The organism is Pseudanabaena sp. PCC 9330 (genome assembly GCF_055795045.1).
The window spans coordinates 1-22,491 of sequence record NZ_JAYFES010000052.1 but is presented as its reverse complement, the minus strand read 5'-3'; the positions used below and the strand labels follow the sequence as shown (position 1 = coordinate 22,491).

19 protein-coding genes are annotated in these 22,491 nt (G+C 58.1%); 8 read left to right on the top strand and 11 right to left on the bottom strand.

Annotation, left to right across the window (positions count from 1 at the left end):
- Positions 1-84: 84 nt before the first annotated feature.
- From AC0QKW_RS02190 to cbiT, 6 genes are all read right to left on the bottom strand, one after another.
- Complete coding sequence (locus AC0QKW_RS02190; RefSeq protein WP_473149416.1) at positions 85-1,782, bottom strand: toll/interleukin-1 receptor domain-containing protein; 1,698 nt, start codon at positions 1,780-1,782, stop codon at positions 85-87.
- A 219-nt stretch (positions 1,783-2,001) separates the two neighbouring features.
- A complete protein-coding gene (locus AC0QKW_RS02185) occupies positions 2,002-2,385 on the bottom strand; it encodes a type II toxin-antitoxin system VapC family toxin (protein WP_473149415.1) in 384 nt (127 codons plus the stop codon).
- A complete protein-coding gene (locus AC0QKW_RS02180; RefSeq protein ID WP_473149414.1) occupies positions 2,378-2,662 on the bottom strand; it encodes a hypothetical protein in 285 nt (94 codons plus the stop codon). Before AC0QKW_RS02180 ends, AC0QKW_RS02185 begins: the two co-directional genes overlap by 8 nt.
- Positions 2,663-3,047: 385 nt before the next feature.
- On the bottom strand, positions 3,048-3,515 hold the full coding sequence (locus AC0QKW_RS02175; protein ID WP_473149413.1) for a Uma2 family endonuclease: 468 nt from the start codon (positions 3,513-3,515) through the stop codon (positions 3,048-3,050).
- A gap of 46 nt (positions 3,516-3,561) precedes the next feature.
- Positions 3,562-4,941 (bottom strand): proton extrusion protein PcxA, encoded by a 1,380-nt coding sequence (locus AC0QKW_RS02170; RefSeq protein ID WP_473149412.1) that lies wholly within the window; start codon positions 4,939-4,941, stop codon positions 3,562-3,564.
- 146 nt (positions 4,942-5,087) lie between these two features.
- Complete coding sequence (gene cbiT, locus AC0QKW_RS02165) at positions 5,088-5,687, bottom strand: precorrin-6Y C5,15-methyltransferase subunit CbiT (protein ID WP_473149411.1); 600 nt, start codon at positions 5,685-5,687, stop codon at positions 5,088-5,090.
- A gap of 74 nt (positions 5,688-5,761) precedes the next feature.
- Between cbiT and AC0QKW_RS02160 the strand changes: the two genes are divergently transcribed.
- The 3 genes from AC0QKW_RS02160 to AC0QKW_RS02150 all read left to right on the top strand — a co-directional run bounded on the left by AC0QKW_RS02160 (position 5,762) and on the right by AC0QKW_RS02150 (position 10,328).
- Positions 5,762-7,156, top strand: coding sequence for a cytochrome P450 (locus AC0QKW_RS02160; protein WP_473149410.1), 1,395 nt, complete (start codon positions 5,762-5,764; stop codon positions 7,154-7,156).
- Between the two features lie 96 nt (positions 7,157-7,252).
- Positions 7,253-7,876 carry an exopolysaccharide biosynthesis protein gene (locus AC0QKW_RS02155; RefSeq protein ID WP_473149409.1) on the top strand — a complete coding sequence of 208 codons (624 nt, stop codon included), beginning with the start codon at positions 7,253-7,255 and terminating at the stop codon, positions 7,874-7,876.
- Positions 7,877-8,069: 193 nt separating this feature from the next.
- Positions 8,070-10,328: a transglycosylase domain-containing protein gene (locus tag AC0QKW_RS02150; RefSeq protein ID WP_473149408.1), complete on the top strand. Its 2,259-nt coding sequence runs from the start codon at positions 8,070-8,072 to the stop codon at positions 10,326-10,328.
- Positions 10,329-10,623: 295 nt separating this feature from the next.
- On the opposite strand, the gene AC0QKW_RS02145 is transcribed toward AC0QKW_RS02150, so the two are convergent.
- Positions 10,624-10,875 (bottom strand): gas vesicle protein GvpG, encoded by a 252-nt coding sequence (locus AC0QKW_RS02145; RefSeq protein WP_473149407.1) that lies wholly within the window; start codon positions 10,873-10,875, stop codon positions 10,624-10,626.
- 12 nt (positions 10,876-10,887) lie between these two features.
- Entirely contained in the window at positions 10,888-11,622 is a 735-nt protein-coding gene (gene gvpF / locus AC0QKW_RS02140; protein WP_473149406.1) for a gas vesicle protein GvpF, read from the bottom strand.
- Between the two features lie 184 nt (positions 11,623-11,806).
- Between gvpF and AC0QKW_RS02135 the strand changes: the two genes are divergently transcribed.
- Positions 11,807-13,597, top strand: coding sequence for an ABC transporter substrate-binding protein (locus AC0QKW_RS02135; RefSeq protein ID WP_473149405.1), 1,791 nt, complete (start codon positions 11,807-11,809; stop codon positions 13,595-13,597).
- Between the two features lie 63 nt (positions 13,598-13,660).
- On the opposite strand, the gene AC0QKW_RS02130 is transcribed toward AC0QKW_RS02135, so the two are convergent.
- A complete protein-coding gene (locus AC0QKW_RS02130) occupies positions 13,661-15,019 on the bottom strand; it encodes a glutamine synthetase family protein (RefSeq protein ID WP_473149404.1) in 1,359 nt (452 codons plus the stop codon).
- Positions 15,020-15,214: 195 nt separating this feature from the next.
- Complete coding sequence (locus tag AC0QKW_RS02125; protein WP_473149403.1) at positions 15,215-16,378, bottom strand: GuaB3 family IMP dehydrogenase-related protein; 1,164 nt, start codon at positions 16,376-16,378, stop codon at positions 15,215-15,217.
- A 187-nt stretch (positions 16,379-16,565) separates the two neighbouring features.
- On the opposite strand from AC0QKW_RS02125, the gene AC0QKW_RS02120 reads away from it, so the two are divergent.
- The 4 genes from AC0QKW_RS02120 to AC0QKW_RS02105 all read left to right on the top strand — a co-directional run bounded on the left by AC0QKW_RS02120 (position 16,566) and on the right by AC0QKW_RS02105 (position 21,114).
- The gene (locus AC0QKW_RS02120) at positions 16,566-17,270 is read left to right on the top strand and encodes a potassium channel family protein (RefSeq protein ID WP_473149402.1); all 705 of its coding nucleotides are present in this window, start codon (positions 16,566-16,568) and stop codon (positions 17,268-17,270) included.
- A gap of 3 nt (positions 17,271-17,273) precedes the next feature.
- Positions 17,274-18,452 (top strand): anhydro-N-acetylmuramic acid kinase, encoded by a 1,179-nt coding sequence (locus AC0QKW_RS02115; protein ID WP_473149401.1) that lies wholly within the window; start codon positions 17,274-17,276, stop codon positions 18,450-18,452.
- A 181-nt stretch (positions 18,453-18,633) separates the two neighbouring features.
- Complete coding sequence (locus AC0QKW_RS02110) at positions 18,634-19,092, top strand: hypothetical protein (protein ID WP_473149417.1); 459 nt, start codon at positions 18,634-18,636, stop codon at positions 19,090-19,092.
- A gap of 474 nt (positions 19,093-19,566) precedes the next feature.
- Positions 19,567-21,114: a serine/threonine protein kinase gene (locus tag AC0QKW_RS02105; RefSeq protein ID WP_473149400.1), complete on the top strand. Its 1,548-nt coding sequence runs from the start codon at positions 19,567-19,569 to the stop codon at positions 21,112-21,114.
- Between the two features lie 80 nt (positions 21,115-21,194).
- On the opposite strand, the gene AC0QKW_RS02100 is transcribed toward AC0QKW_RS02105, so the two are convergent.
- Entirely contained in the window at positions 21,195-22,067 is an 873-nt protein-coding gene (locus AC0QKW_RS02100; protein ID WP_473149399.1) for a universal stress protein, read from the bottom strand.
- Positions 22,068-22,491: the final 424 nt, after the last annotated feature.

The window sequence follows — 22,491 nt, the reverse complement described above, 5'->3', positions numbered from 1 at the left end:
TTAGAACGCTGGCTCCCCACTTCTTCCTCCAATCCCTGAAACTACCGTACCACAAGCTTTTTAGCAGCTTTCAGCCAACTTTTGTCAGTCAACCAGGATCGTAGGTGGCTCAAAACCGATAATGTCTCTTTGGTGAGGAAGCTGAGACCATTCTTTCCCTGCTTCGGGCATCCAGACTACCCGTACCCAGCGAAAAAAGCCTGCTTCATTTTCCCTAACATCATTATCGAGTATTTCAACAACATGGGTGATTTTTGCATGTTGGTTCAATAGCATCAGTTCACCTTTGGATGCTGTCTTTGCTCCTTTGCTAGTTTTCAACCAAAATAGCTCAAATACACGATTCTCAACTAAGCCGCCCATATCTCGAATGCGGGTAATGTTGTAAGCCCAGCCCCCATTAGGGTCTCGGACATTTTTGAGAAAAAGGATCTTTGCAGGGTTACAGTCATGCAACTCTTTACGGCTGACTTTTGGTGGCAACGGTTTGAGGTCGTCGATTCCTTCTTCTGATTTGATGAAGTCATCCTCAACATTGCTGCGCCCTTTTTCGGCTTCTTCTTCTTGAGTCCTCAACTGTTGCTGATATATAGCCTCTGCTGCTTCCCGAATAGGTTCCTCTATGGGAGCAATATCTGCGTCACTAAGCACTAGGTGCTGTTGTAATGTCTGCAATAACTCGAGCACCCGCTGACTGAGGGGATACCGAGTCTCAACTGCCTTGACAAACTCTTGCTCGTAACGCTGAAGGTTATTGGCCTGGTCTGCTTGCTTTTGCTCTAGTTTTTGGTTTGCAGCGGCTTGTAGTAGAGGAGCCTCAATCGCTTGAATATCGTCATCGCTTAGCCCTAATATGCTTTGAAATCGCTGCATCCGTTGACGCATCGCTTCAGTGGGTGGATTTTCATGAGCTAGTGCATCAGTAAAGACTTTAGAGTATTGCTCAACCGCCTCTACCCTGGCTCGATAAGGTGCTAATTCTTCCTGCTCAACGGCCTTAGCTTCCTCGGGGGTAAGCTCAAAGGTGGCGCTAAACCCATCTAAGATACTGCGGCTAAAGGGAGAAATTTCACCCCCATCTTCTTGCAGGCAGAGGCGTACCTCGTGGCGATACTGCTCTAGCTTTTGTCGCGCTTCGCCATATTGGGCCGCTAACCGAGTCACAATTGGGGCAATATCGGTTTCGGAGAGGCCCAGCGCTACTTGCAAATGGTTAAGCTTGCTTTGCGCCTCTTCATTCAAGGGATATGCTTGCTGAATGGCTTGAAGATACGTGGTTTCATACTGCTCAACTTTGGCTTGCCTTGCGGCAACTAACTGTTGCCGGATATCGTTAGCCGCTTTTCTAATGCCTTCGGCAATATTGGTAAAGGCATCGTCTTTGGTAGACCAGATCGCAGAATCAGTAACCGGGACAGCATTTTTGGGTAAGGCTTGCAGCTTACCAAAGGGGGCAAACGACCACATGCACTTCCGCAAAATCACTGGAATAACGCAAGCTTCCCCGGCTTCATGGCGTTCTATAGCCCGAGTAATTTCAACATCGCGGCAGTAACGAGAGGCAATAAAGTCTGAGCTGATCAGCAGTAAAATAACTTGAGCTGAGTTCAAGTTGTCTTTAATTTCGCGGTCCCATTCATCCCCAGGCAGAATTTGACGATCGTGCCATGCGCTAATATCACCGTTCCATTTCAAAATTTCCAGATGGTTTGCTAGCTCATCCCGCAGAGCCTCATCTTTGTGAGAGTAGGAGAAAAAGACGGTGATTGCGTGGCTTGACATGCCTGGACTCTTGATTTGAGGGTTGCCTTCTGTCAATCATACTTCTCTGACTTAAAGTAGAGCCATCCATTCTAGGCACAGGGTGTTTTTAGAGGTCCTATTCTTAGGCATTAGCTTAACTGCGGATCGCAAAAACTCCCCCACCGCAACCTCGCAATCAGGAAACGCCAGAGGTGCGATCGCACCTCTCACACAGCCTGTACGGTGAGCAATGCTAGATCATCGAATAACCCGAATCTCAATACCGAGTTCAAGTCTAGCCCAGGCTTTATCTGCGGTTACCACCGGATGCTGAGTTTGTAATCCTAAAGATAAACAGGCTCGATCGCCTAGCGATAAACCCAAATGCTTAGTCACTGGCCGCAGGTAGCCCGCGACCAGCCCCTGCTCCTCATCAAACGCAATCACTGTTAAATCTAAAGCCGCCAAAACACCCTGAACCTCATCTTCAGGCATCCCCTGGTCGGTTAGCTTTGCCACCAACTCGCTAGCATTTACCGCGCTTACCAACGACCGAGACAGCAACTCCGCCACCATATCTTGCCCCGGCTCTTGATTGACCAGCGCCAATAGTGCTGAAGCATCTAAAACGAAATCACTCACGTTCGGCCTCAGCCCGACGATCGGCAATCAGCTCATCCACTAAAGACTTACCTTCCGGGACGTATCTGCGAACCATAGCCTGAATCTTTGCGATCGCATCAGGTTTTGGCCCACCATCCACGCCCGATAGTGGATGTCGCTCCAGTTCTACCGTTTGGCTTTGCGGTGTCAACAGCACAATAACTTGAACGTCAGATCCTTCGGGGCATTCTGGTGCAACTAGCTCAATTTTGCCGCCAGCACCTACCCGAACCGTTTGTTGTAGTGCCTTCAGCATACCCCGCTCCAAAGTTACAAACTGCCTCAGTACCTATCCTAGGTCTCTGACCGATGGCTGTCGGCCCGATCCCAAAAACTCCCCCACTACCATCTCACAATCAGGAAATGCTAGGGGCGCGATCGCATCCCCCTTGTAGGTCCGCAATGCTTTAGCCGTCCACCATGAAAGAAACTATTTTCTAAAAGCCGCCTCAGGTTGGTACCTTATTTTAAGGTAAGCCCTCTTGTCTCTCACTCTGGGGATGGCAGCGTTCATCGGGGAGCCTCTAGAGTGCGCCATCCTCCGAAGCAAGCTGCACGTCTTCATAGAGTTGGTCTAGAGGTACTTCCCAATCGACGCTAGTGAGGTCGAGGGTTTCGCCAGCGATGTAGGTTTGCAGATCCTAATGGCGGGCAGAAAGGCGACGATAGCGATCGCAACTCACCCCATCGGCACTGAGCAAAACATACTCTTGCAGGGTAGACATTTGGCGATAGTGGGTAAATTTGTCGCCTCGGTCGTAGGCAGCGGTGCTAGGCGATAGCACTTCCACAATGAGGCAAGGATAGCGGATTAGTTTAATCGCGTTTTGGTCACGGGGGTCGCAACTGACCATCACATCAGGGTAGTGATAGGGGCCATTGGTCGAAACTTGTACTTTGACATCGGCGATAAAGGTGCGACAGCCCTTACCTCGCAAGTGATCTTTGAGCAGGGCAAATAGATTGCCTGCAACCATGTTGTGAGGGATAGTCCCCCCAGTCATGGCAAAGATTTCGCCGTTAACGTAGGCGTATTTTGTATCTTGCTCAGATTCCCACTCCAGATACTCTTGGGGAGACATTGGGATGAACTGAGGATTTGCACCCATGGCTACACCGCCTGAATGTCGAACATGGATGTTTAGACCTTATCCTTTACTCATTCATATCTTTGTAGGTTGCTACCGCAGAGGGCGAGATGCGGTTTAGGTACCGGAAGATCCAGTACTTAAAGATAGTGTCGAGAATGACCGGGAAGGTAGCAATAAACAGAAAAATAAAGTCGCGGTTGGCGGCAAAACCCAGGTGCCGCGATAGCCCCTCCAGCACAATTTCCCAACCGTGGGGGGAGTGAAACCCCACAAAAACATCGGTAAAGAGAATAATGATAAACGCTTTGGCGCTGTCGCTGAGACCGTAGACAATCTCATCCATAAAGGCTTTGAGGTTGGCAACGTCTGACTTGCGGGTGACCAGCAAGACCACGAAGGCGGCCACGGCCAAAATGTCAGCAAAGACATTTTTGACGGCGCTGGCGCTGCGATCGCGATATTCTTCTTCAATTTCGCCGGCTCGCGATCGCACCTGCTGCTCAATGTTGATCTCTGAGAGGGCCGGAGCTTTGCCAATTAGCACCTCAAAGCGCAGCCGCTCTTCAAATTGTTGCAGCTCGTGGAGGGCTTCTTCTTCCATCTCTAGGTTGAGAAAGACATCGGCCTGCTCTTCGGCTCCGGCTCGTGCCCGATCGACTATCGGCCCGACTAAAAACGCTTTGGTAAACTGCTGGGTCAGCAGTGGCACAATCACCAGCAGCAGCACAAATCGAATCGCGGCGGTGGTTCTGCCCTTAGAGGAGCGAAACTCTTTGATCACCTCCTGCTCGGCATTGGGGTCGAGGTCTTGGCGAATGCGATCGACCGTCCGCAGAATGGATCGCGGCAACACGTTAACCCGGTCGGAGAGTCCCGCCGATCGCGTGCTGTCTTCCTCCTGGGCTACTGATCCATTTTTTCGCGCGGCCATCTGGCCGTCGCGGGCCTGGTCGGCCCTGGCCCGCAGCACCTGGGCCGATGGTGCCGACTCTAGACTTCCGTTGGCCCCTGGGGCCAGGGTGATCACCCGCTCCGGGGTGGCATCGAGGGTGGCGTAGCGGGTTTGCACCTCGTCGATTAGCCGCAGCTTGCGAAAGAAGAGCGCCTGCTGGTCGATCACATTCACCGCCAGATCGTCGCCGTCAGCGTTGGGCACCTGCACTTCCATCATGCGCCCCTCGCTGACCCGCACCACAGAGCGACTGGCGCGAAACTCGGCCATACGCACTTTGATCAAACTCAGGTATTTTTTTAGCTCGGCCTGAAAGTACTCCATGGCGCTGTCGCCATAGCTGCCATAGCGGGCTGCGATCGGGTTGCCGCCAAAGTACTCACGCTCGATCGCCACGATCATCTGGGCGGCTTCGTAGGCCTGGTTGAGGGCGCGATCGGGAGTGCGAAAAAACCACCGTTGGGCACTGCGAAAGAAACCTGAATTCTGCATTGGCCTAGTGTTGCCTTAGAAGGGCTGCGTGGGCTGGCGGGCGGGCGCTGGAATGTCCAGATATTACTATAGCCACCATTGAGCGCGACCTTGACCGGGTGCGAGGGTTGAGCGCCAGAGAGCCAGAGCCGACCGCAGCCCCAGGGCTACTCATACTTCTCGCCGCTGAGAATAAAGACTGGGTCTACCGCCGTAAACACCTGGTGATTGCCCTTGGTCTCTAGGCGATTGACGGCGGGCTGAGCTGCCTCAATGTTGCGCACCCGCAGCTGGGCAAAGGTTTCTGACACTCTGTAGAGGGTTTCGAGATTGCCCGCCGTCACCACAACGCGCCCGAGGGAGGGGAGATAGTCCCACGCGGCGAGCAAAATCTCTTTGAGGTTGCGCCCGCCCTCGACAAAGATGCAGTCGGGGTGGTGGGGCAGCTGGCCCAGGCAGTCGGGGGCGCTGCCCTGGATTACTTCTACATTGGTGAGGCCAAAGCGATCGCAATTTCGCCGTACCAGCTCTGCCACATCTTCGTCGCGCTCGACCGCCACCACCTTGCCCGCCGGAATCATCAGCGCCGCCTCGATCGCCAGGGTGCCGGTGCCTGCGCCAATATCCCACAGCACATCTTTAGGTTTGAGCCGCAGGTAGCCCAGCAGCAGCAGCCGCACCTCTCGACTGCTGAGGGGGATGCCGGGCAGCTGCTCAAACAGGTGATCAGGAATACCAGGGGTGGCATAGGGCCAGAGTTTAGCCATAGAACAATAGAGCCGCTAGAGTGGGGAGGCACATCAGAGCGATCGCTGCACCTCTATCGCTACACTCTATCGCCATGGCCAATCTATTACCCAACCCCATTCCAAGCCCCCCCTGGTGGCAGATCATTCAGTGGGTAGCCGACCCGCTGGCGTTTCAAGATCGCTACAGCCGCGCCTACGGCGACATGTTTACCATGCACCTGACAGGGCTGGGGGCCATTGTGGTAGTAGGCAACCCCCAGGCGGTGCAAGACATCTTTAGTCAAGACGCCAAGTTTGACGTGGGGCGGGGCAACGGCATTGCCGAACCGCTGATTGGCCGCAACTCGCTGATGTTGATGGATGGCGATCGCCATCGCCGCGAGCGCAAGCTGCTGATGCCCCCCTTCCACGGTGAGCGGTTGCAGACCTACGCCCAGCAGATTGTCGCTATCACCCAGCAGGTGGCCAACCAGTGGCAGGCAGGCCAGCCCTTTGTGGCCCGTGCCGCCATGCAGCAGATCAGTCTGGAGATGATTTTGCAGATTGTCTTTGGGCTGCGAGAGGGCGATCGCTACGACCAGATCAAACCGCTGCTCACCGCCTGGCTCGACATGACCGACTCGCCCCTGCGATCGAGCCTGCTATTCTTCAAATTGTTGCAGCAAGACCTCGGCCCCTGGTCGCCCTGGGGGCGCATGAAACAGCGCCAGAGCCAGGTGCACGCCCTGCTCCAGGCCGAAATTAGCGATCGCCGTGCCTCAGAGCATGCACTAGGGCAGGCACTAGGCCAGGCCCCCACCGATGTCTTGAGCCTGATGATGGCCGCCCGCGATGAAGCTGGCCAACCCCTGGCCGACGATGAACTGCGCGACGAGCTGCTCACCATTCTCTTTGCCGGTCATGAGACCACCTCCACTACCCTGGCCTGGGCGCTCTACCAGATCCATCGGCATCCCCAGGTCTATGAAACGCTGATCGCAGAGCTAGACAGCCTGGGGGATGATGCGAACCCGACGGCGCTGAGCCAGCTGCCCTACCTCAACGCCGTCTGCCAAGAGACCCTGCGGATGTACCCGGTGCTGCCGGTAATTTTTCCCCGCATTGCCAAAGCGCCTGTGCAGGTGGCAGGCCAGTGGTTCGACGCCGAAACCGTGTTTATGCCCACCATCTACCTGGTGCACTACCGCGAAGATCTCTACCCCAACCCCCATGAGTTTCGGCCTGAGCGGTTTCTGGCCCGCCAATACTCGCCGGGGGAATATTTTCCCTTTGGCGGTGGCAGTCGGCGCTGTCTTGGCTACGCCCTGGCCCAGCTCGAAATGAAGCTGGTGCTGGCCACGGTGCTGTTGCGGTATCGGCTGGCCCTGGCCGACCAACGCCCGGTCAAACTTCAGCGGCGCGGCTTTACGCTGGCCCCTAGCGGCGGGGTGCCCCTGGTGATGACCCGTCGACGGGCCGCTCAGCCCTGCCCATCGCCGACGCGCTGAGCGGTCTACCCACCTTCAGTGCCGCGTCAAGCCTAAGTTGTCAATGCCCCACTGCTCTATCAGCGCTCTCTAATCTCCATTCGTTCCCTCACTACTATGGATGCTGACTCTCCCCGACCTCGGTTTTCCCAGGAGATTAAAGCCCTGCTAGAGCACCTAGCCGAGCAGCCGCTGACCCTGGCCCATGTGCTGAGTGAGACCGCCGAGCGGGGTTTTTGCCTGGTAATTGGTCTGTTGGTGCTGCCGTTTTTGTTTCCGGTGCCGCCGGGGGCTGGCGCCATTTTTGGGGCGGCCAGCTTGCTGCTGTCGGTGCAGATGGCGGTGGGGCGGCGATCGCCCTGGCTGCCCAGCCGCGTGGCGCGGTATCAGTTTCCCTCGATGCTGGCCAGAACCGTGCTCAGCAACCTCAGCCGGGTGACGCGAGTGACCGAGCGGTTTGTGCGGCCTCGGCTGCCTGGCTTAGCCAACAGTGCTTCGGTCTGGCACATCAACGGGGTCTGCATTAGCTGGCTGACGCTGCTGCTCATGGCCCCGATTCCCATGACCAACCCCATCCCTACGGTTGGCATTTTAATCTTTGTGGTGGCCACCCTCGAAGCCGATGGGGTGATGATGATTTTGGGCTACATGGCCACGGGGCTGATTACCGGCACCTTTGGCCTGGCTGGGTATCTACTGTGGCGATCGCCCGAGCTGATCCAACAATGGTTTCAGCGGTAGATCATTCGCCATGGGCCAGCTGCCATTGTCAAAAGTGGTCTATCGATCCGGGCGATTGCAGAGCTTATCAGTACAATAGGCTGTAGTGAAACCTGATCTGAGTTGAGACCTAGAGCTTTGCCGGTCGCAACCCTCCAGATTTCGGTATAAACTTTCTAACCTTTGTTATCGGTTGGGCCTACTGCCACTTGCCATGACGCCCCCAAACCCCGCCCCGCCCCGCACCCTGCTCAAAACTGTTACCCAGGCCTTTCAGGCCGTGCAGGCCAAGGTTGACTTTGGCAAGCTGGCGGTCAAGCCTGGCGCTCGCGCCGCCGAGCTAGAGGTCACCGTCAACGGCCAGCCCACCACCTATCCGCTGCTGGGTGAGCACTACATCATGGGCCGCAGCACCTCCCAGTGCGACATTATCGCCCCCAGCCCGATTGTCAGCCAGGTGCACGCCACCCTCACCCGCGACCCCCACCGCCCCGGCCAGCCCTTCGTCATGAAGGATCGCAACTCCACCAACGGTATCTATCGGGGCAAAAAGCGCCTCGCCCAGGCGGTGATGAACCACGGCGACATCTACACCCTCGGCCCCGCCGAGCTGGCCGACGCCGTCACCCTACGCTTTAGCGAGCCGCCCCCCTGGTACGTCAAAACTGCCCGCTACACCCTCTACGGTTTCACCGGGCTATCCCTGGCGGTGGGTGCTTGGATTGTCGGCGTCGAGTGGCCCAAAATTCCTATGCGGCCCCTGCCCGACTCGGTGCAGGGGCCGGTGGTGGTCTACGGCGAAGAAAATGGCGCCACCGTGCCCCTGCGGGAGCAGCGCCGCCAGACCCACCAAGAGCTGCGCCGCATGGGCGACTTTTCGCCCTACCTGCCCAATGCGCTGATCGCCTCCGAAGATACCCGCTACTACTGGCACCTGGGGGTAGACCCCCTCGGCATTGCCCGCGCCACCTTTGTCAACCTGCGAGGGGGCACCATTCGCCAGGGGGGCAGCACCATCACCCAGCAGCTGGCCCGCAGCGTCTACCGCGAGTACACGGGCACCGACGACTCCGCCGGGCGCAAGATTCGCGAGGCGATTACCGCCCTCAAGCTGGAGACCTTCTACAGCAAAAACCAGCTGCTGCTCACCTACCTCAACCGGGTCTATCTGGGCGAGAGCCTCTACGGCTTTGAAGATGCGGCCCAGTTTTACTTTGCCAAGCCCGCCCGCGATCTGACCCTGTCGGAGTCGGCCACCCTGGTGGGTATTTTGCCCGGCCCCAACGCCTTCAACCCGGTGCAAAACTACGATGCGGCGGTGTTTTACCGCGATCGCGTGCTCGATCGCATGGTGGCTCTGGGCATGGTCACCCAGGAGGAGGCGCGGCGGGCGCGGCGATCGCGCATTGAGATCAGCCCCGATGCTACCCGACAGCTCCAGAGCACCCGCGCTCCCTATTTCTACAGCTACGTGTTTGAGGAGCTAGATCAGGTACTGGGCACCTCCCTGGCGCGGGAGGGCAACTTCTACGTGCAGACCAGTGTCGATCTCGACCTGCAAGCGGCTGCCGAGTCTGCCCTCAGCCAAGATGTCGCTACCCAGGGGGCCGCCCTGGCCTACTCCCAGGGGGCTGTAGTTACCCTCGACACGGGCACCGGAGCCATTCGCGCCCTGGTGGGCGGCGTAGACTTTGCTGCCAGCCAGTTCAATCGAGCCTCCCAGGCCTTGCGCCAGCCCGGCTCGACCTTCAAGCTGTTTGCCTACGGGGCGGCGCTGGAAGAGGGCATTCCCCCCAGCCAGGCCTTCTCCTGCGAACCGATGAACTGGAACGGCCAGCGGTTTGCGGGCTGCCGCTCTGGCTCAGCCCCCCTCGACATGTACGCTGGCATGGCCCGCTCTGAAAATGTGGTGGCCCTGCGCATCGCCAGAGAGGCCGGGCTGGGCAATGTGATTAACGTGGCCCAGCGGCTGGGCATTGAGTCAGAGTTGGTGGCCTCCCCTGGTCTGACCCTGGGCGAGAGCGTTGTCACCCCCCTAGAGCTGACCGGAGCGTTTGCCGCCGTGGGCAACAACGGCACCTGGAACCGCCCCCACGGCATTTTGCGGGTGCTCGACAGCAGCGACTGCACCAGCCCCACCGATATCAATACCTGCCGGGTGATCTACGAGTTTGGCCAGGCCGGGGATGCTGACCGACAGGCGATCGACGCTAGCATCGCCAGCACGTTAACTGGGCTGCTGCAAGGTGTGGTGCAGGGCGGCACCGGCCGCAGCGCCTTTTTGGGCCTGGGCGAAGCGGGCAAAACCGGCACCACCGACGACAACCGCGATCTCTGGTTTGTGGGCTTTGTGCCGGGGCGCGATCTGACGACGGGCGTGTGGCTGGGCAACGACGACAACAGCCCCACCCGAGGCAGCAGCGGTCAGGCGGCGGCGGTGTGGGGCAACTACATGCGGCAAGTGGTGCAGTAAAGAGTGTTCTGGTTTTTGGGTCTGTTGCCGCGCACCCGCAGCGACATTGCCCGACGCCAGCCTGAGAGTGAGCGGCCTCAGGCCACTGATACCAGATCCGAGTCCCATAACCCCGACTCCCAAAAGGCCGAACCGTAGGGGCAACCAACCGTTTGCCCCTACGGTTCGGGGGTAGCCAAGGAGGATTTTAGTATGAGATTGGGGCGAGAGAGGCAGTGATTTGGTGGGCTCAACCTTGAGCCTGCACTAACTGAAGGATGAAGACATCGTCCTTCGTCCTTTAGGCGGCGCGGCGCTAGTCCTCTTCTTCAGCCTCCTCAGCGTCTTCAATCTCCTGAATGGCGAGCAAAATCTCCTCTTCCTGGGCTTCAAAATCAGCTTCAGACAGCTCGCCCATATCAAAGGAGAGCTGAAGGGCTAGGAGCTGCTTTTGGAGACCTTCTAAGTCATTGGTTGACAGGTCAGCCTGCTCTAGAAGTTTGTTGGCGACCCAGCTCACCCCCTCAATCGGGCCGAGCACCGGGGCAAAGAGAAGTTTTAGCAGCATGGTAGGTATCGCTTACTTGAGCTGGGCAAAGTTGTAGGGGGCGGTGAAGTTGTTGTAGCGAATTCGCAGGCGATCGCCAAAGGTCTCATCGATCGCCTCTACGGTCTGGCTAAACTTTGCCTCATGCTCCCACGGAATCAGGTAGGCGGCATTGTAGATCATCACATCGGTCTGGGGCGGGTTTTCTAGCACGTCCTTGGCCAGGGGGGTAAGTGCTTGGCGAAAGTGATCGACAATGCTCTGCTGCCGCGCCTCCAGCGCCGCCTCAATCTGCTGACCAATGAAGATTACCTGATCCATACCCAGCTGGGTGCCTTCGAGCTGGTCGCGCTGAGCCCGCAGTTCGGCATTCTCAGCCATCATCATCTCTAACTCGGTAGAGGGCTCCCACTGAATTTTAATGCTCACCTCGCGGCAGCCGTCGAGGCGCTTAAACAGCTCGTTCAAATCGTCGGTGTGGGGGTCAACCAGGTCTGTTTGCACCTGATCCCAGCTTTCGACAATCAGGCCAAACTGAAGCGGCAACAGGGTGCGATGCCCTTGTTCCATGGCGGCTTCGAGTACCTTTTCATGGCCTAGCAGGTTTTTGCGGCTCGACAGGTAGCGCTTCTGACAGGCAATGGAATAGAGAAAGGTAAAGTTGCCCAACTGCTGGGCCTGCACTGGCTGATCGTCAAGGCCGCTGAGGGGCAATTCAGCGGGGCCAGGGGCCGGAAAAATGCCATACAGATAGTAGCGATCAGCCATAGGTGCTCTCTTGATGCTCTTGGGGGTGTGTCTATAGGGTGCCCTAAACCCCAAACTCCTGCGACAAGGTTGGACTGAGCCATGACCACACTGATCATACTGAAGTGAATTGCTTATATAAATCCTTTGGGGTAAATCGCTATAGTGTTTGAGGCATTGGCTTGGCGGGTAGGAGGGTAAACCCATGACGACGACAGCGGCAATCACCCATCTTTGGAGCAGGGCAGGCCAACGGGCGATCGCCCTTCTCTTGGCCTTGGTTGTAGGCGTTCTCAGCACTGGCTGCAACCCCAGCCGCTTTGCCCAGGCCAGCGCCGACGTGCCCCGGCTGGTCACTAGCGCACTGAGCGACCCCAAAACCTTTAACCCGGTGCTGAGCCAAGAGTCGCCCAATATTTTTAGCTTTACCTTTGAGGGGCTGACCACCACCGACGGCATTACCGGTGAAACAGTGCCTGCCCTAGCCGAAAGCTGGGAGATCGAAGACGAGGGCAAAATTCTCACGTTTACCCTGCGGGAGGGGCTGCGCTGGTCTGACGGCGAACCGCTCACCGTCGACGATGTGGTGTTTACCTACGACGTACTGTTTAACCCCGACATTCCCACCAACAGTCGCGATGGGTTTCGCATTGGCACCGCAGGTTTGTTTCCCCAGGTAACCCAGGTAGACGATCGCCGGGTGCGCTTTACCCTGCCCGAGCCCTTTGCTCCCATGCTCCAAAACACCTCCCTAGAAATCATTCCAGCCCACATTCTCAGGCCGACGGTGGAGGGTCGCGACAACCAGGGCAACCCGCTGTTTCTCTCGACCTGGGGCACCGATACACCGCCGCGCCAGATTGTCGGCAATGGCCCCTACCAGCTGGCCCAATACATCCCCGGCGAGCGAGTGATCTTTGAGCGCAACCCCTACTACTGGCGACGCGGCGACGCGGGCGAGCCCCAGCCCTACATCGAGCAAATGGTCTGGCAAATTGTCAGCTCGACCGATACAGCTTTCTTTCAGTTTCGATCGGGTGGGCTCGACTCGGTGGGGGTGCAGCCCGACTTTTTCTCCCTGCTCAAGCGCGAAGAAGAGCGGGGCGACTTTACCATCTTCAACGGTGGCCCCGGCCTGGGCACCAATTTCTTTGCTTTTAATCTCAACCGGGCCAGCCGCAACGGCAAACCCCTGGTGGATCCGATTAAGGCGGCCTGGTTCAACAGCGTGGCCTTTCGTCAGGCGGTCTCCTACGGTATCGATCGCGAGACCATGGTCAACAACATTTTCCAGGGCTTAGGCGAACCGCAGACCTCGCCCATGTCGGTGCCCAGCCCCTTCTTTGCCCCGCCGGAGATGGGCATTCGCACCTACGACTACGACCTTGAGCAGGCGCGCGAGCTATTGCTGAGCGACGGCTTTCAGTACAATGCGGCGGGCCAGCTGCAAGATGCCGACGGCAATCGCGTACGCTTTACCCTAATCACCAACTCCGGCAACAAAATCCGCGAGTCCATTGGTTCGCAGATCAAAAGCGACCTCGAGAAGCTGGGCATTCAGGTGGACTTCCAGCCCCTGGCCTTCAACGCCCTGGTCGATCGCCTCACCGACAGCCTAGATTGGGAAGCAATGGTGCTGGGTCTTACCGGCGGGATCGAGCCCAACGGTGGGGCTAACGTGTGGCTGCTCGATGGTGCGCTCCATGCCTTTAACCAAAACGCTGGCCCCGGCCAAGACCCCCTGGAGGGCTGGCAGGCTGCCGACTGGGAGCGCCGCATCGCCGACCTCTACGTGCAGGCCGCCCAGGTGATTGACTTTGACGAGCGCTTTGAGCTGTACAAAGAGACCCAGCAGCTCACCCAGGAATACTTGCCCTTCACCTACTTGATCAACAACCTGTCGCTCACTGCCGTGCGCAACCGGGTACAGGGGGTCAAATACACAGCTCTCGGCGGATCGCTCTGGAATATCTATGAGTTAACGATCGAAGATTAGGCAGGGCTAGATTGTCTGCTTAACCAGCGTTACTGCGGCAATAATGCGGTGATACCCCTGGGTCTAATACCGATCTAACAGCAAAGCCACTTCGTCGGCTAGCGCCATGCCTGCCATAGCCGTTAGCTCAGCCCGGCGTACAGCTAGGTGAGTTTTTGCCAGCGGTGTGCCTAGGGCCTCCAGCAGCACGGCATCCTGCTCTAGAGCGCTGAGCGCTTCTGCCAGCGACTGGGGCAGTAGGGCAATAGCGCGATCGCCCCGTTCCTGTTCCGACAACGTGCCTGGATCGCACTGCACGGGCTCAGGCAGCGGGTAGCCCTGGGCAATGCCGTCGAGGCCAGCGGCGATCGCCATCCCCAGGGCCAAATACGGGTTCGCCGCCCCATCCACCGTCTTGAGTTCCAAATGGGTGGGGCTGGGGGTCGCCAGGTTGCTCGGCACCCGCAGCGCTGCCTCGCGGTTATCCATGCCCCAGGCGACGTAGGCCCCGCTCCAGCTGTGGGGGCGCAGGCGACGATAGGAGTTGGGGCTAGGGGTCGTGATGGCCATCAGCGCTGGCAAGTGGTGCAGCAGCCCAGCCATAAAAGACCGAGCCACTTCGGACAGGCCGCCTGAGCCATCGGGGATCAGGTTGCGATCGCCCTGCCACAGGCTCACATGCAGGTGACAGCCGCTGCCTGCCTGGGCCTCAAAGATTTTTGGCACAAAGGAGGCAATGAGCCCGTGCTGGTGGGCGATCGCCTTTACCGTCTCCCGATAGGCAATGTGCTGGTCTGCAGCGGCCAGGGCATCGGTGTAGCGCACCGAAATTTCCTGCTGACCGGGGCCAGATTCAGGATAGTACTGCTCTACGGCAAGCCCCTGGGCGGTCAGGGCATCGGCGATCGCCCCAATGACCCCCTGGTGCATATCCATTGATAGAGTAGTGGCAAAGGGCATGGTGTCAGCGGGCAGAATGCCATTCTCACCCCGCTGTAGCAGATAAAACTCAGGCTCAAACGCCGCTTTCATGACGAGTCCCTGCTCGGCTGCTCGCTCTATCATGCGCTTGAGAAACTGCCGCGAACACCAGGGCCAGGGCTGACTTTCCTTCACCATTGCCCCCATGACCCGCGCCTGCCCAGGGGCATAGGGCAGTAGCTGCAACGTTTCCCAGTCAGGCACCAGCCACACCTCCCCCACTGGCCCCAGCCCGCTATCTGGGGCCACCGCATCGGCCACCACCGGAATCGCCTGCTGGGCTGCCGACAGCCCCACCCCGCAGGCACCCGCCGCCAACTGTCGGGCCAGGGCGTCAATGTGGATGGCCTTACCGCGAATCACGTTGCCGTTGTCGCACCACACCACCCGCACGAAGCGCACGTTGCCTTCTTGCAACCGGGTCAAAATTGTTGTCGAGTCCAAGTCAACCTGCTTTGGCATAGGGGCAGTCACACCGGAGCGCAGAACGTTGAGACCCCATCATAGTAGGCTAGAGAAAAGATGCCGACGCCCCAGCTAGGCTTTCGGGACAGTAGGGTTCGCTAAACCCAGGCCAGACAAAATCTAGCGGTTCGATGCAACAATCAAAAGCCGCCGCCATCTACAGATGGCGGCGGCTTTTAGGTATGAGACCGACTATTTGCCCATGCCGAGTTGCTGGGCCTTCTGGTAGACCTTGCCTTCAGTCAGCAGCGACGGTGCAATCACCACCTCCACCTGCTGCATTTCCTTTAGGTCTTTGGCCCCCAGGGTACCCATGCTGGTTTGCAGTGCCCCTAAGAAGTTGTGAGTGCCGTCGTCGAGCCCCGCCGGGCCGCGCAAAATCTGCTCTAGGGTGCCGGTGGTGCCCACGCTAATGCGGGTGCCCCGAGGCAGTACCGGGCTGGGGGTGGCCATGCCCCAGTGAAAGCCCCGACCGGGCGCTTCGGCGGCGCGAGCAAAGGGTGAACCGATCATGACGCCATCGGCCCCGCAGGCGATGCACTTGCAAATATCACCACCGGTCACCAGGCCACCGTCGGCGATGATCGCCACGTAGCGCCCGGTTTCAGCGAAGTAGTCGTCGCGGGCGGCAGCGCAGTCGGCCACCGCCGTCGCCTGGGGAATGCCAATGCCCAACACCCCCCGAGAGGTACAGGCCGCACCAGGGCCAATGCCCACCAGCACGCCAGCCGCTCCAGCCTTCATCAGGTTTAGCGCTACTTCGTAGGTGACGCAGTTGCCCAGCAGCACCGGCATCGGCATCTCGGCGCAGAACGTCGCCAGGTCGAGGGGAGAGATCTCTGCGGGGGAGAGGTGGGCCGTAGAGACCACCGTAGCCTGCACAAACACCAGGTCGGCCCCGGCTGCGGCGACGGTGGCCCCAAAGCGGGCCGCTCCGGCGGGGGTCAGACTCACCGCCGCGATGCCACCGCCCGCTTTGATCTCTTGAATGCGCTGGGTGATCAACTCAGGCTTGATTGGTTCGGCGTAGAGGGTCTGCATCAGCCCCACAAACTCGTCTTTACCCACCGAGGCAATTTTGTCGAGAATGGGGTTAGGGTCGTCGTAGCGGGTTTGAATGCCCTCCAGATTGAGCACTCCCAGCGCGCCCAGTTCTGACAGACGAATGGCCATACCCACATCAACCACGCCGTCCATGGCGCTGGCAATGATGGGAATCTCGCGCTCAATGCCGCCGATCTGCCAGCGGGTGTCAGCCAAGCTGGGATCCAGAGTACGAGGCCCCGGCACCAGGGCAATTTCGTCGATGCCGTAGGCTCGGCGAACAGTCTTACCACGACCAAGTTGTATATTCACGTCCCTACCTATCTAACCTCTGGACCAAAACCATTAGGCTAGCCTAGCAAAAAAGAATTCTTGCCGATAGCTATTGTTTGAAACCCCGGTGTTGGCTGGCCTACCAAGACTGACGGGGATATCGATACAGAGTGATACTATTGGGCAAGCTTGGCCGAGATAATTTTTTCAGCAGGAAAACCCGGTTGTGAATCTGTCATCGCTGACGTTTTTGCGCAAAATGCGATCGCCCAATCGCCAGTTTGCCGTCATTGGTATGGGGCGCTTTGGCCGAGCCGTGTCCGGCACTCTCCACAATCTGGGCTACGAGGTGCTGGCTGCCGACACCGACGAGCGCCGAGTCAGCCAGGCCCTCAGCGATCAGATCGCCGCCCATGCCCTCCAGCTCGACACCACCCAGCCCTCGGCCCTGAGAGAGGCGGGCATTACCGACTTTGACACGGTGATTGTGGCGATCGGCAACTATGTCGAAGAGAGCATCATCACCACCCTCAACCTCAAAGAAGCTGGGGTGAAGAACGTAGTAGCCAAGGCCTCCTCTGAGATTCACGGCAAGCTGCTCGATCGCGTTGGGGCCGACCATGTGGTATTTCCTGAGCACGAGATGGGCTGTGAACTGGCCCGTTCTCTCACCTCCCCCGGCATTCTCGATCGCTTTGAGATCGACCCCAACCACAGCATTGCCGAGATCATTGTGCCCGAGGCCTTCGACCAAAAAACTATTGTCGATCTCGACTTGCGCAACCGCTACGAGCTAACTCTGCTGGCCATCAGCCAAGACAACCATCCCGATCAATTTGAGATCAACCCCAGCCCTGTCACCCGGCTCAAGGCCGGCGGGCTGATGGTCGTGATTGGCAGCAACAAAGGTCTAGAGCGTCTTCCGGTATAGCCTATGCGCGTGCTTGGTCTGATCAGCGGCACCTCTGTAGATGGCATTGACGCCGCCCTGGTAGAAATTACCGGTCAGGGCTACGACATTGCCGTCCACTGCCTAGGCGGGCTCACTTGGCCCTACCCTGAGCATTTGCAACGGCAGCTATTGGCCCTCTGTGCTGGTGAACCGATTGCGCTAGAGCGGCTGGCCACCGTAGATGACGAGGTGGCTCAGGTCTTTGCAGAGGCAGCCCAGACGCTGATCGCCCAGGCTGGCCCCGCCGATCTGATTGCCTCCCACGGGCAGACGGTGTTTCATCGCCCGGTGGGTCGCCCCGCCCTACCCAGCCAGGGGCCTCTGCGGCTGGGCTACACCCTGCAACTGGGGCGTGGTGCCGTCATTGCCCAGCAGGTCGGGTTGCCTACCGTGAGTAATTTTCGCCAGGCCGATATCGAGGCCGGGGGCGAGGGTGCTCCCCTGGTGCCCATTGTCGATCTGTGCCTGCTCAGCCACCCTACCCAGCGGCGGTGTGTGCAAAATCTGGGCGGTATCGGCAATGTCGCCTACCTCCCCCCCTGGGATCGCCAGAGCGATAGCCCTCCCCCCAAGGTGCTGGGGTGGGACACGGGGCCAGCCAACTCCCTGCTAGATATTGCAGTGACCACCCTATCAGAGGGGCGTCTCACCTACGATCGCGACGGTGTCTGGGCTGCCCAGGGTACCCCCTGCCTGCCCCTGGTCGAAGCCTGGCTAGAGCATCCCTACTTTCACCAACCGCCGCCCAAGTCTACCGGGCGAGAGCTATTCGGCTGGGACTTCTTCAATCGCTGCCGACAGCAGGCAGAGACCCAGGGGCTCGGGCCGATGGATTTGATTGCCACTCTGACTGAGTTTACCGCCGCCTCGGTAGCCCATTCCTATCGTGCCTTTCTGCCCGCCCTACCTGAGCTGGTGCTGGTGGGCGGTGGCGGTAGCCAAAACCCAGTGCTGATGGCCAGACTACAGGCCCATCTGTCCGACATTCCCGTGCGGGCCACCGACGCGGCAGGGCTCTCAGCCAGCTACAAAGAGGCGATCGCCTTTGGCGTACTGGGCTACTGGCACAGTCAGCACTTTCCTGGCAACCTGCCTGGGGTAACTGGTGCCGCTGGTCCGGTGGTGCTCGGCCACCTCAGCCATCCTTTGACATGCCCGTAGGCCATCAGCGGTCGAGAGCCAAGGCCGTCGCCAAAAAACTCTGCCAGGGGTGCTCTGGCCCCATGCCCCAGTCTGGGCAATAGGGCGTATGCTTGAAAAACAGAACAGCAACAGGCCAGGTCATGAAGGGCATCGGCGATGACGCCGTCATGGACAATGGCAATGGACGACGGAGTGACTACTGGTGCATAGCTTTTTGATTGAGCCCGGACGGTGGACGCTTCAGGGCAACTGGCTGGAGCGCGATCGCCTACCCACCCCCGTGAAAGGGAAAATTTTAGTCGCCTGGAGCCGCGATGACTGGTTCACCATGGTGATGAAGCTGATGCTACCCGACACCGAGCCATCGGAAATGGCGCTCCAGTACCGAGGCCGGCTCACTGGCGACGATCGCCAGTACACGTTTGTTCTGCAGCATAGCCTGCTGGGTCGGGTTGAGGGCGAGGGCTGGGTGGCGCCTGACTCGATCATTCAGCGGTATTGGGCCTTGGGCGATCGCCAACGCCGCACCGGTTTTGAAACACTCTATCGGCTTGACAATGAGCGCTACCACCTCTCCAGCGGTATCATGACCGGTCACTACTTGACTAGCGCCATGGAGGCTACTCTCCATCTTCAGACTCCCCCATCAGGTCTCTAAGCGCTTGACATCTCGGCCCTATCGCTGCTGCCGCTTCAACCCCCTTGACATATCTTGAAGTTGTCTAAAGCACTCTAATTCATCAGCCTATAGCTGCCCTTGCAGAATGTACTACAGTGGAAACAACACCTTTCTGCGGTAGCTGGGCATATTAAAGGTTATCAACCAGAGTCAGTCCTGACCCTATCGCTATCGATTTGAGGCCTCACGGCCTAGGTGCTCTTGCTAGACAGTGTTTTGCTGATCTACCGCCACAACCTTCTACTTCTCCGCTCTTCTCCATTGGGGTTTGGCCAGTAGAGGTTTCTCATCCCTGTAGAGTTATCCATTCTCATCGGACAGCTACTTAGCTGTTGCAGTCGGTACTTCTCCTACCAGCTGGCCAGATGGCGCAATACCCCATCAGCATCTCCTAGGACTTGGCCCCTAGGCGTCTGCTTATCGTCTCCATACATTCCCGCTTATCACCGTTTTATGGCTGACACCAACTTAGGTTGCAAATTGGTCAACCGCTATGAGCTGCTCGAGCCCATCGGCGAAGGGTCGATGGGGCGGGTATACCTAGCTGAAGACTTGCTACTGGGCAGTGTCAAAGTGGCTGTCAAACTTCTCTCCCAGACCATGCCCGGAGAAAAGATGCGCGATCGCTTCATGCAAGAGGCCATGACCTGCGCTCAGCTGGGACAAAAAAGCATCCATGTAGTGCGCGTTACCGACTATGGGGTCAGCGATGAAGGCGTTCCCTTCTACGTCATGGAATACCTCAAGGGGCAAAGCCTGAGCCAGCTGATCAATCTTCAGCCCTTGCCCCTGCCCAGATTTTTGGGGTTGATCCGTCAAATTTGCTTAGGGCTACAGACAGCCCACGAGGGCATCATCCTCAAAAGCCAGCCTGAGCCCGTGCCGATCATTCACCGAGACATTAAGCCCAGCAACATCATGATCGTGCAAGATCCTACCCTAGGAGAGCTGGCCAAGATTCTCGACTTTGGCATTGCCAAGCTGGTGCAGGTTGACAGCGATCAGACCAACTGTTTTATGGGCACCTTGGCCTACGCCTCTCCGGAGCAGATGGAAGGTCACGAACTCGACAGCCGCTCCGACATCTACAGCCTCGGGGTGATGATGTTTCAGATGCTCACGGGTCATCTGCCGCTGCGCGCTAGCAGCCACACCTTTGGCGGCTGGTATAAAACGCATCAAACCCAGGAGCCCAAGCGCATCGGTGAAGTATCCAGCGCGATCAAAGTTCCAAAGCTATTAGAAGACTTGGTCATGAGCTGCATGGCCAAGCTGCCCCAAGATCGCCCCCAGAGCACCCAAGAAATCTTACAGATCCTAGAGCCGCTGCAGGTGCGATATGTCAATGGCTTTCGCATCAGCCAGCGGATTGGCACCACCCTCAACCGAGTTCCCGTCACCCGCCAGCCGGCACCCACCGAGCAAGTACAAAAAGATAAAGATCAGGTCTGTCGGCTGACGGTGTGGCCCCAGACCAAGCCTGTGGCAGAGATTGTCTTCCCTCACTCTCTGCCCACTAGCCAAGGGCCGCTGGCTACTCTCTGGGCCATGATGCCCGCCGCTGAGATCAACCGGCGGTTGGTGAGCACCCGCTACAACACCTTTATCTGCACTATGGCCCCCCATCCTATGATGCTGTGGTTGACGGTGCTCTACAGCAGCACTCACGGTGCCCGCTGGCTGCCCTGCTACCTAGACCTCAAAACCTCCCTCGGCCAAGATATGGCAGGGCTGCTGGGCCAGACCGGGTCCTACAAGCTCCTATTGTTTGCCCTTGAGAACCCCCAACGCTGTGCCCATGTGCTCAGCTGTAGTGTCTCTGCGCCCCAGCGCAGCCTGCTGCAAGAGTGGGTGCTCACGGCGCGCACTCGTCCATCGACCGGGGCTACGGGCACCAGCCGTGACCTGCTGCGCAATGAGCTGCAAACCAAGCTCAAGCCCAAGGTGCTACAAAAGCTCGAATCAATTTACGTCGATACTGGGGCGAGCCTGTCAGACTAGCTAGGTCTCTACCCAGCAAGTCCAGCTTGCGATCGGTCGTTTTCCCATAGCAGAAACCTATCTCTGGTCTGGGACACAGTTTAGTGAGGAAAAAACAGCACCGGGTGCCAGCTGCGGCGCAAGATTTCTCGGGTTAGGCTCGGGGCTGACCAGCTAAGAACGCCGCCAATACCCCGAGAACAGGTAGCGATCGCACCAATATCGTGAATTTCAGCAGTTTTCATGATTTCTTCAAGGGGGTCACCCTCCACGATGGTGGTGCTCACCACCAGATTGAGGGCTGCCAACTCTGCCTGTAGCTGGTCTAGCTCCTGTTCGGCCTGCTGAATGGGGTGGTCACCGTGGAGTTCGCGACGCACGTTATCGTCAATCACCCATAACAGCCGCACCCGCTCCAGCACTGAGTCGGGGTTGTCTTTGACCTGCTGATGAATTTTGCGAATGAGATTTTTCCCTCCCTCAGTGCCGTCGTAGGGCACCAGCAGGTAGCGAAACAGATGGGCACAGCGCAGCTCTAACTCTGCTGTGGTGTAGGTTGACACCAGCTGAGGCCGCAAAATCATCAGAGGTACACCGGTCTTTTCTGCCAGGCTGGCCGTCGTGCTGCCAAACAGCTTCTCTTCTAGCAGGGTGCGGGTGGGAGTGCCCAAAAAAATAACGTCGGCCCGGTGCTGTTTGGCCAGGCGCAAAATGCTGTCACTGGGGCGGCCCAACTGCACCTCAACAGTCACATCGACATCCTTGGGCACCTCCCGCAGGAGCGCCTGCAACCGCTGCCGAGCGGGTTCTAACAGTTCCGGATCTTCCCGGGGTATTTCTCGCCCACTTTCTACCGACACATTGTGAAAAAACACCAGAGACTTAAACCCTCCGGCGACCAGGCTCGGCACAAACTGCGCCAAGCGGTACATGCCATCGGTAAAGTCGGTACAAATGAGCGCGCGCTGAAACATAGGTTCCTCGTGCTGGTGCAATAAAACGTCAATGGAGGCAATAGTCGTTGTGTTAGGCCGCTATGGTCGAAGCTGCCGGGCTTTAGGCACATACAAAAAGGTGCTCCGCCCACTCCATCCTCGGAGATCAAGGTACCCCAGCAAACCCCTTGGGCAATGCCCGATTAGATCTGCTCAGCATCTGCCTCGCCTCTGGGCCAGCGGAAGGCTAGCCTCTCTACTACCATAACGTTAGAGCGCCTCGTTTCACCTCTCCTCGTTTCACCTCCTGGGGTGGCTATGACCAAGGCGAGGTTAAAGCAATGATGGGGAAAAGCTGTTTTAAGCAACCTGAGTTCGACAGCTAAAAAGCGGCTTGTGGCAGGGCTTTAAGCTCATAGTCAGGGATGCCTAACGAGGGCTTATCGGGGTGGTAGGAATAGGC

Bases quoted from the DNA above. Each gene is read 5' to 3' on its own strand.
- AC0QKW_RS02160 (WP_473149410.1), top strand. From the start codon at position 5,762: ATGGCCAATCTATTACCCAACCCCATTCCAAGCCCCCCCTGGTGGCAG.
- cbiT (WP_473149411.1), bottom strand. From the start codon at position 5,687: ATGGCTAAACTCTGGCCCTATGCCACCCCTGGTATTCCTGATCACCTG.
- AC0QKW_RS02175 (WP_473149413.1), bottom strand. From the start codon at position 3,515: ATGGGTGCAAATCCTCAGTTCATCCCAATGTCTCCCCAAGAGTATCTG.
- AC0QKW_RS02150 (WP_473149408.1), top strand. From the start codon at position 8,070: ATGACGCCCCCAAACCCCGCCCCGCCCCGCACCCTGCTCAAAACTGTT.
- AC0QKW_RS02100 (WP_473149399.1), bottom strand. From the start codon at position 22,067: ATGTTTCAGCGCGCGCTCATTTGTACCGACTTTACCGATGGCATGTAC.
- AC0QKW_RS02180 (WP_473149414.1), bottom strand. From the start codon at position 2,662: ATGCTGAAGGCACTACAACAAACGGTTCGGGTAGGTGCTGGCGGCAAA.
- AC0QKW_RS02170 (WP_473149412.1), bottom strand. From the start codon at position 4,941: ATGCAGAATTCAGGTTTCTTTCGCAGTGCCCAACGGTGGTTTTTTCGC.
- AC0QKW_RS02155 (WP_473149409.1), top strand. From the start codon at position 7,253: ATGGATGCTGACTCTCCCCGACCTCGGTTTTCCCAGGAGATTAAAGCC.
- gvpF (WP_473149406.1), bottom strand. From the start codon at position 11,622: ATGGCTGATCGCTACTATCTGTATGGCATTTTTCCGGCCCCTGGCCCC.
- AC0QKW_RS02105 (WP_473149400.1), top strand. From the start codon at position 19,567: ATGGCTGACACCAACTTAGGTTGCAAATTGGTCAACCGCTATGAGCTG.
- AC0QKW_RS02135 (WP_473149405.1), top strand. From the start codon at position 11,807: ATGACGACGACAGCGGCAATCACCCATCTTTGGAGCAGGGCAGGCCAA.
- AC0QKW_RS02130 (WP_473149404.1), bottom strand. From the start codon at position 15,019: ATGCCAAAGCAGGTTGACTTGGACTCGACAACAATTTTGACCCGGTTG.
- AC0QKW_RS02145 (WP_473149407.1), bottom strand. From the start codon at position 10,875: ATGCTGCTAAAACTTCTCTTTGCCCCGGTGCTCGGCCCGATTGAGGGG.
- AC0QKW_RS02115 (WP_473149401.1), top strand. From the start codon at position 17,274: ATGCGCGTGCTTGGTCTGATCAGCGGCACCTCTGTAGATGGCATTGAC.
- AC0QKW_RS02190 (WP_473149416.1), bottom strand. From the start codon at position 1,782: ATGTCAAGCCACGCAATCACCGTCTTTTTCTCCTACTCTCACAAAGAT.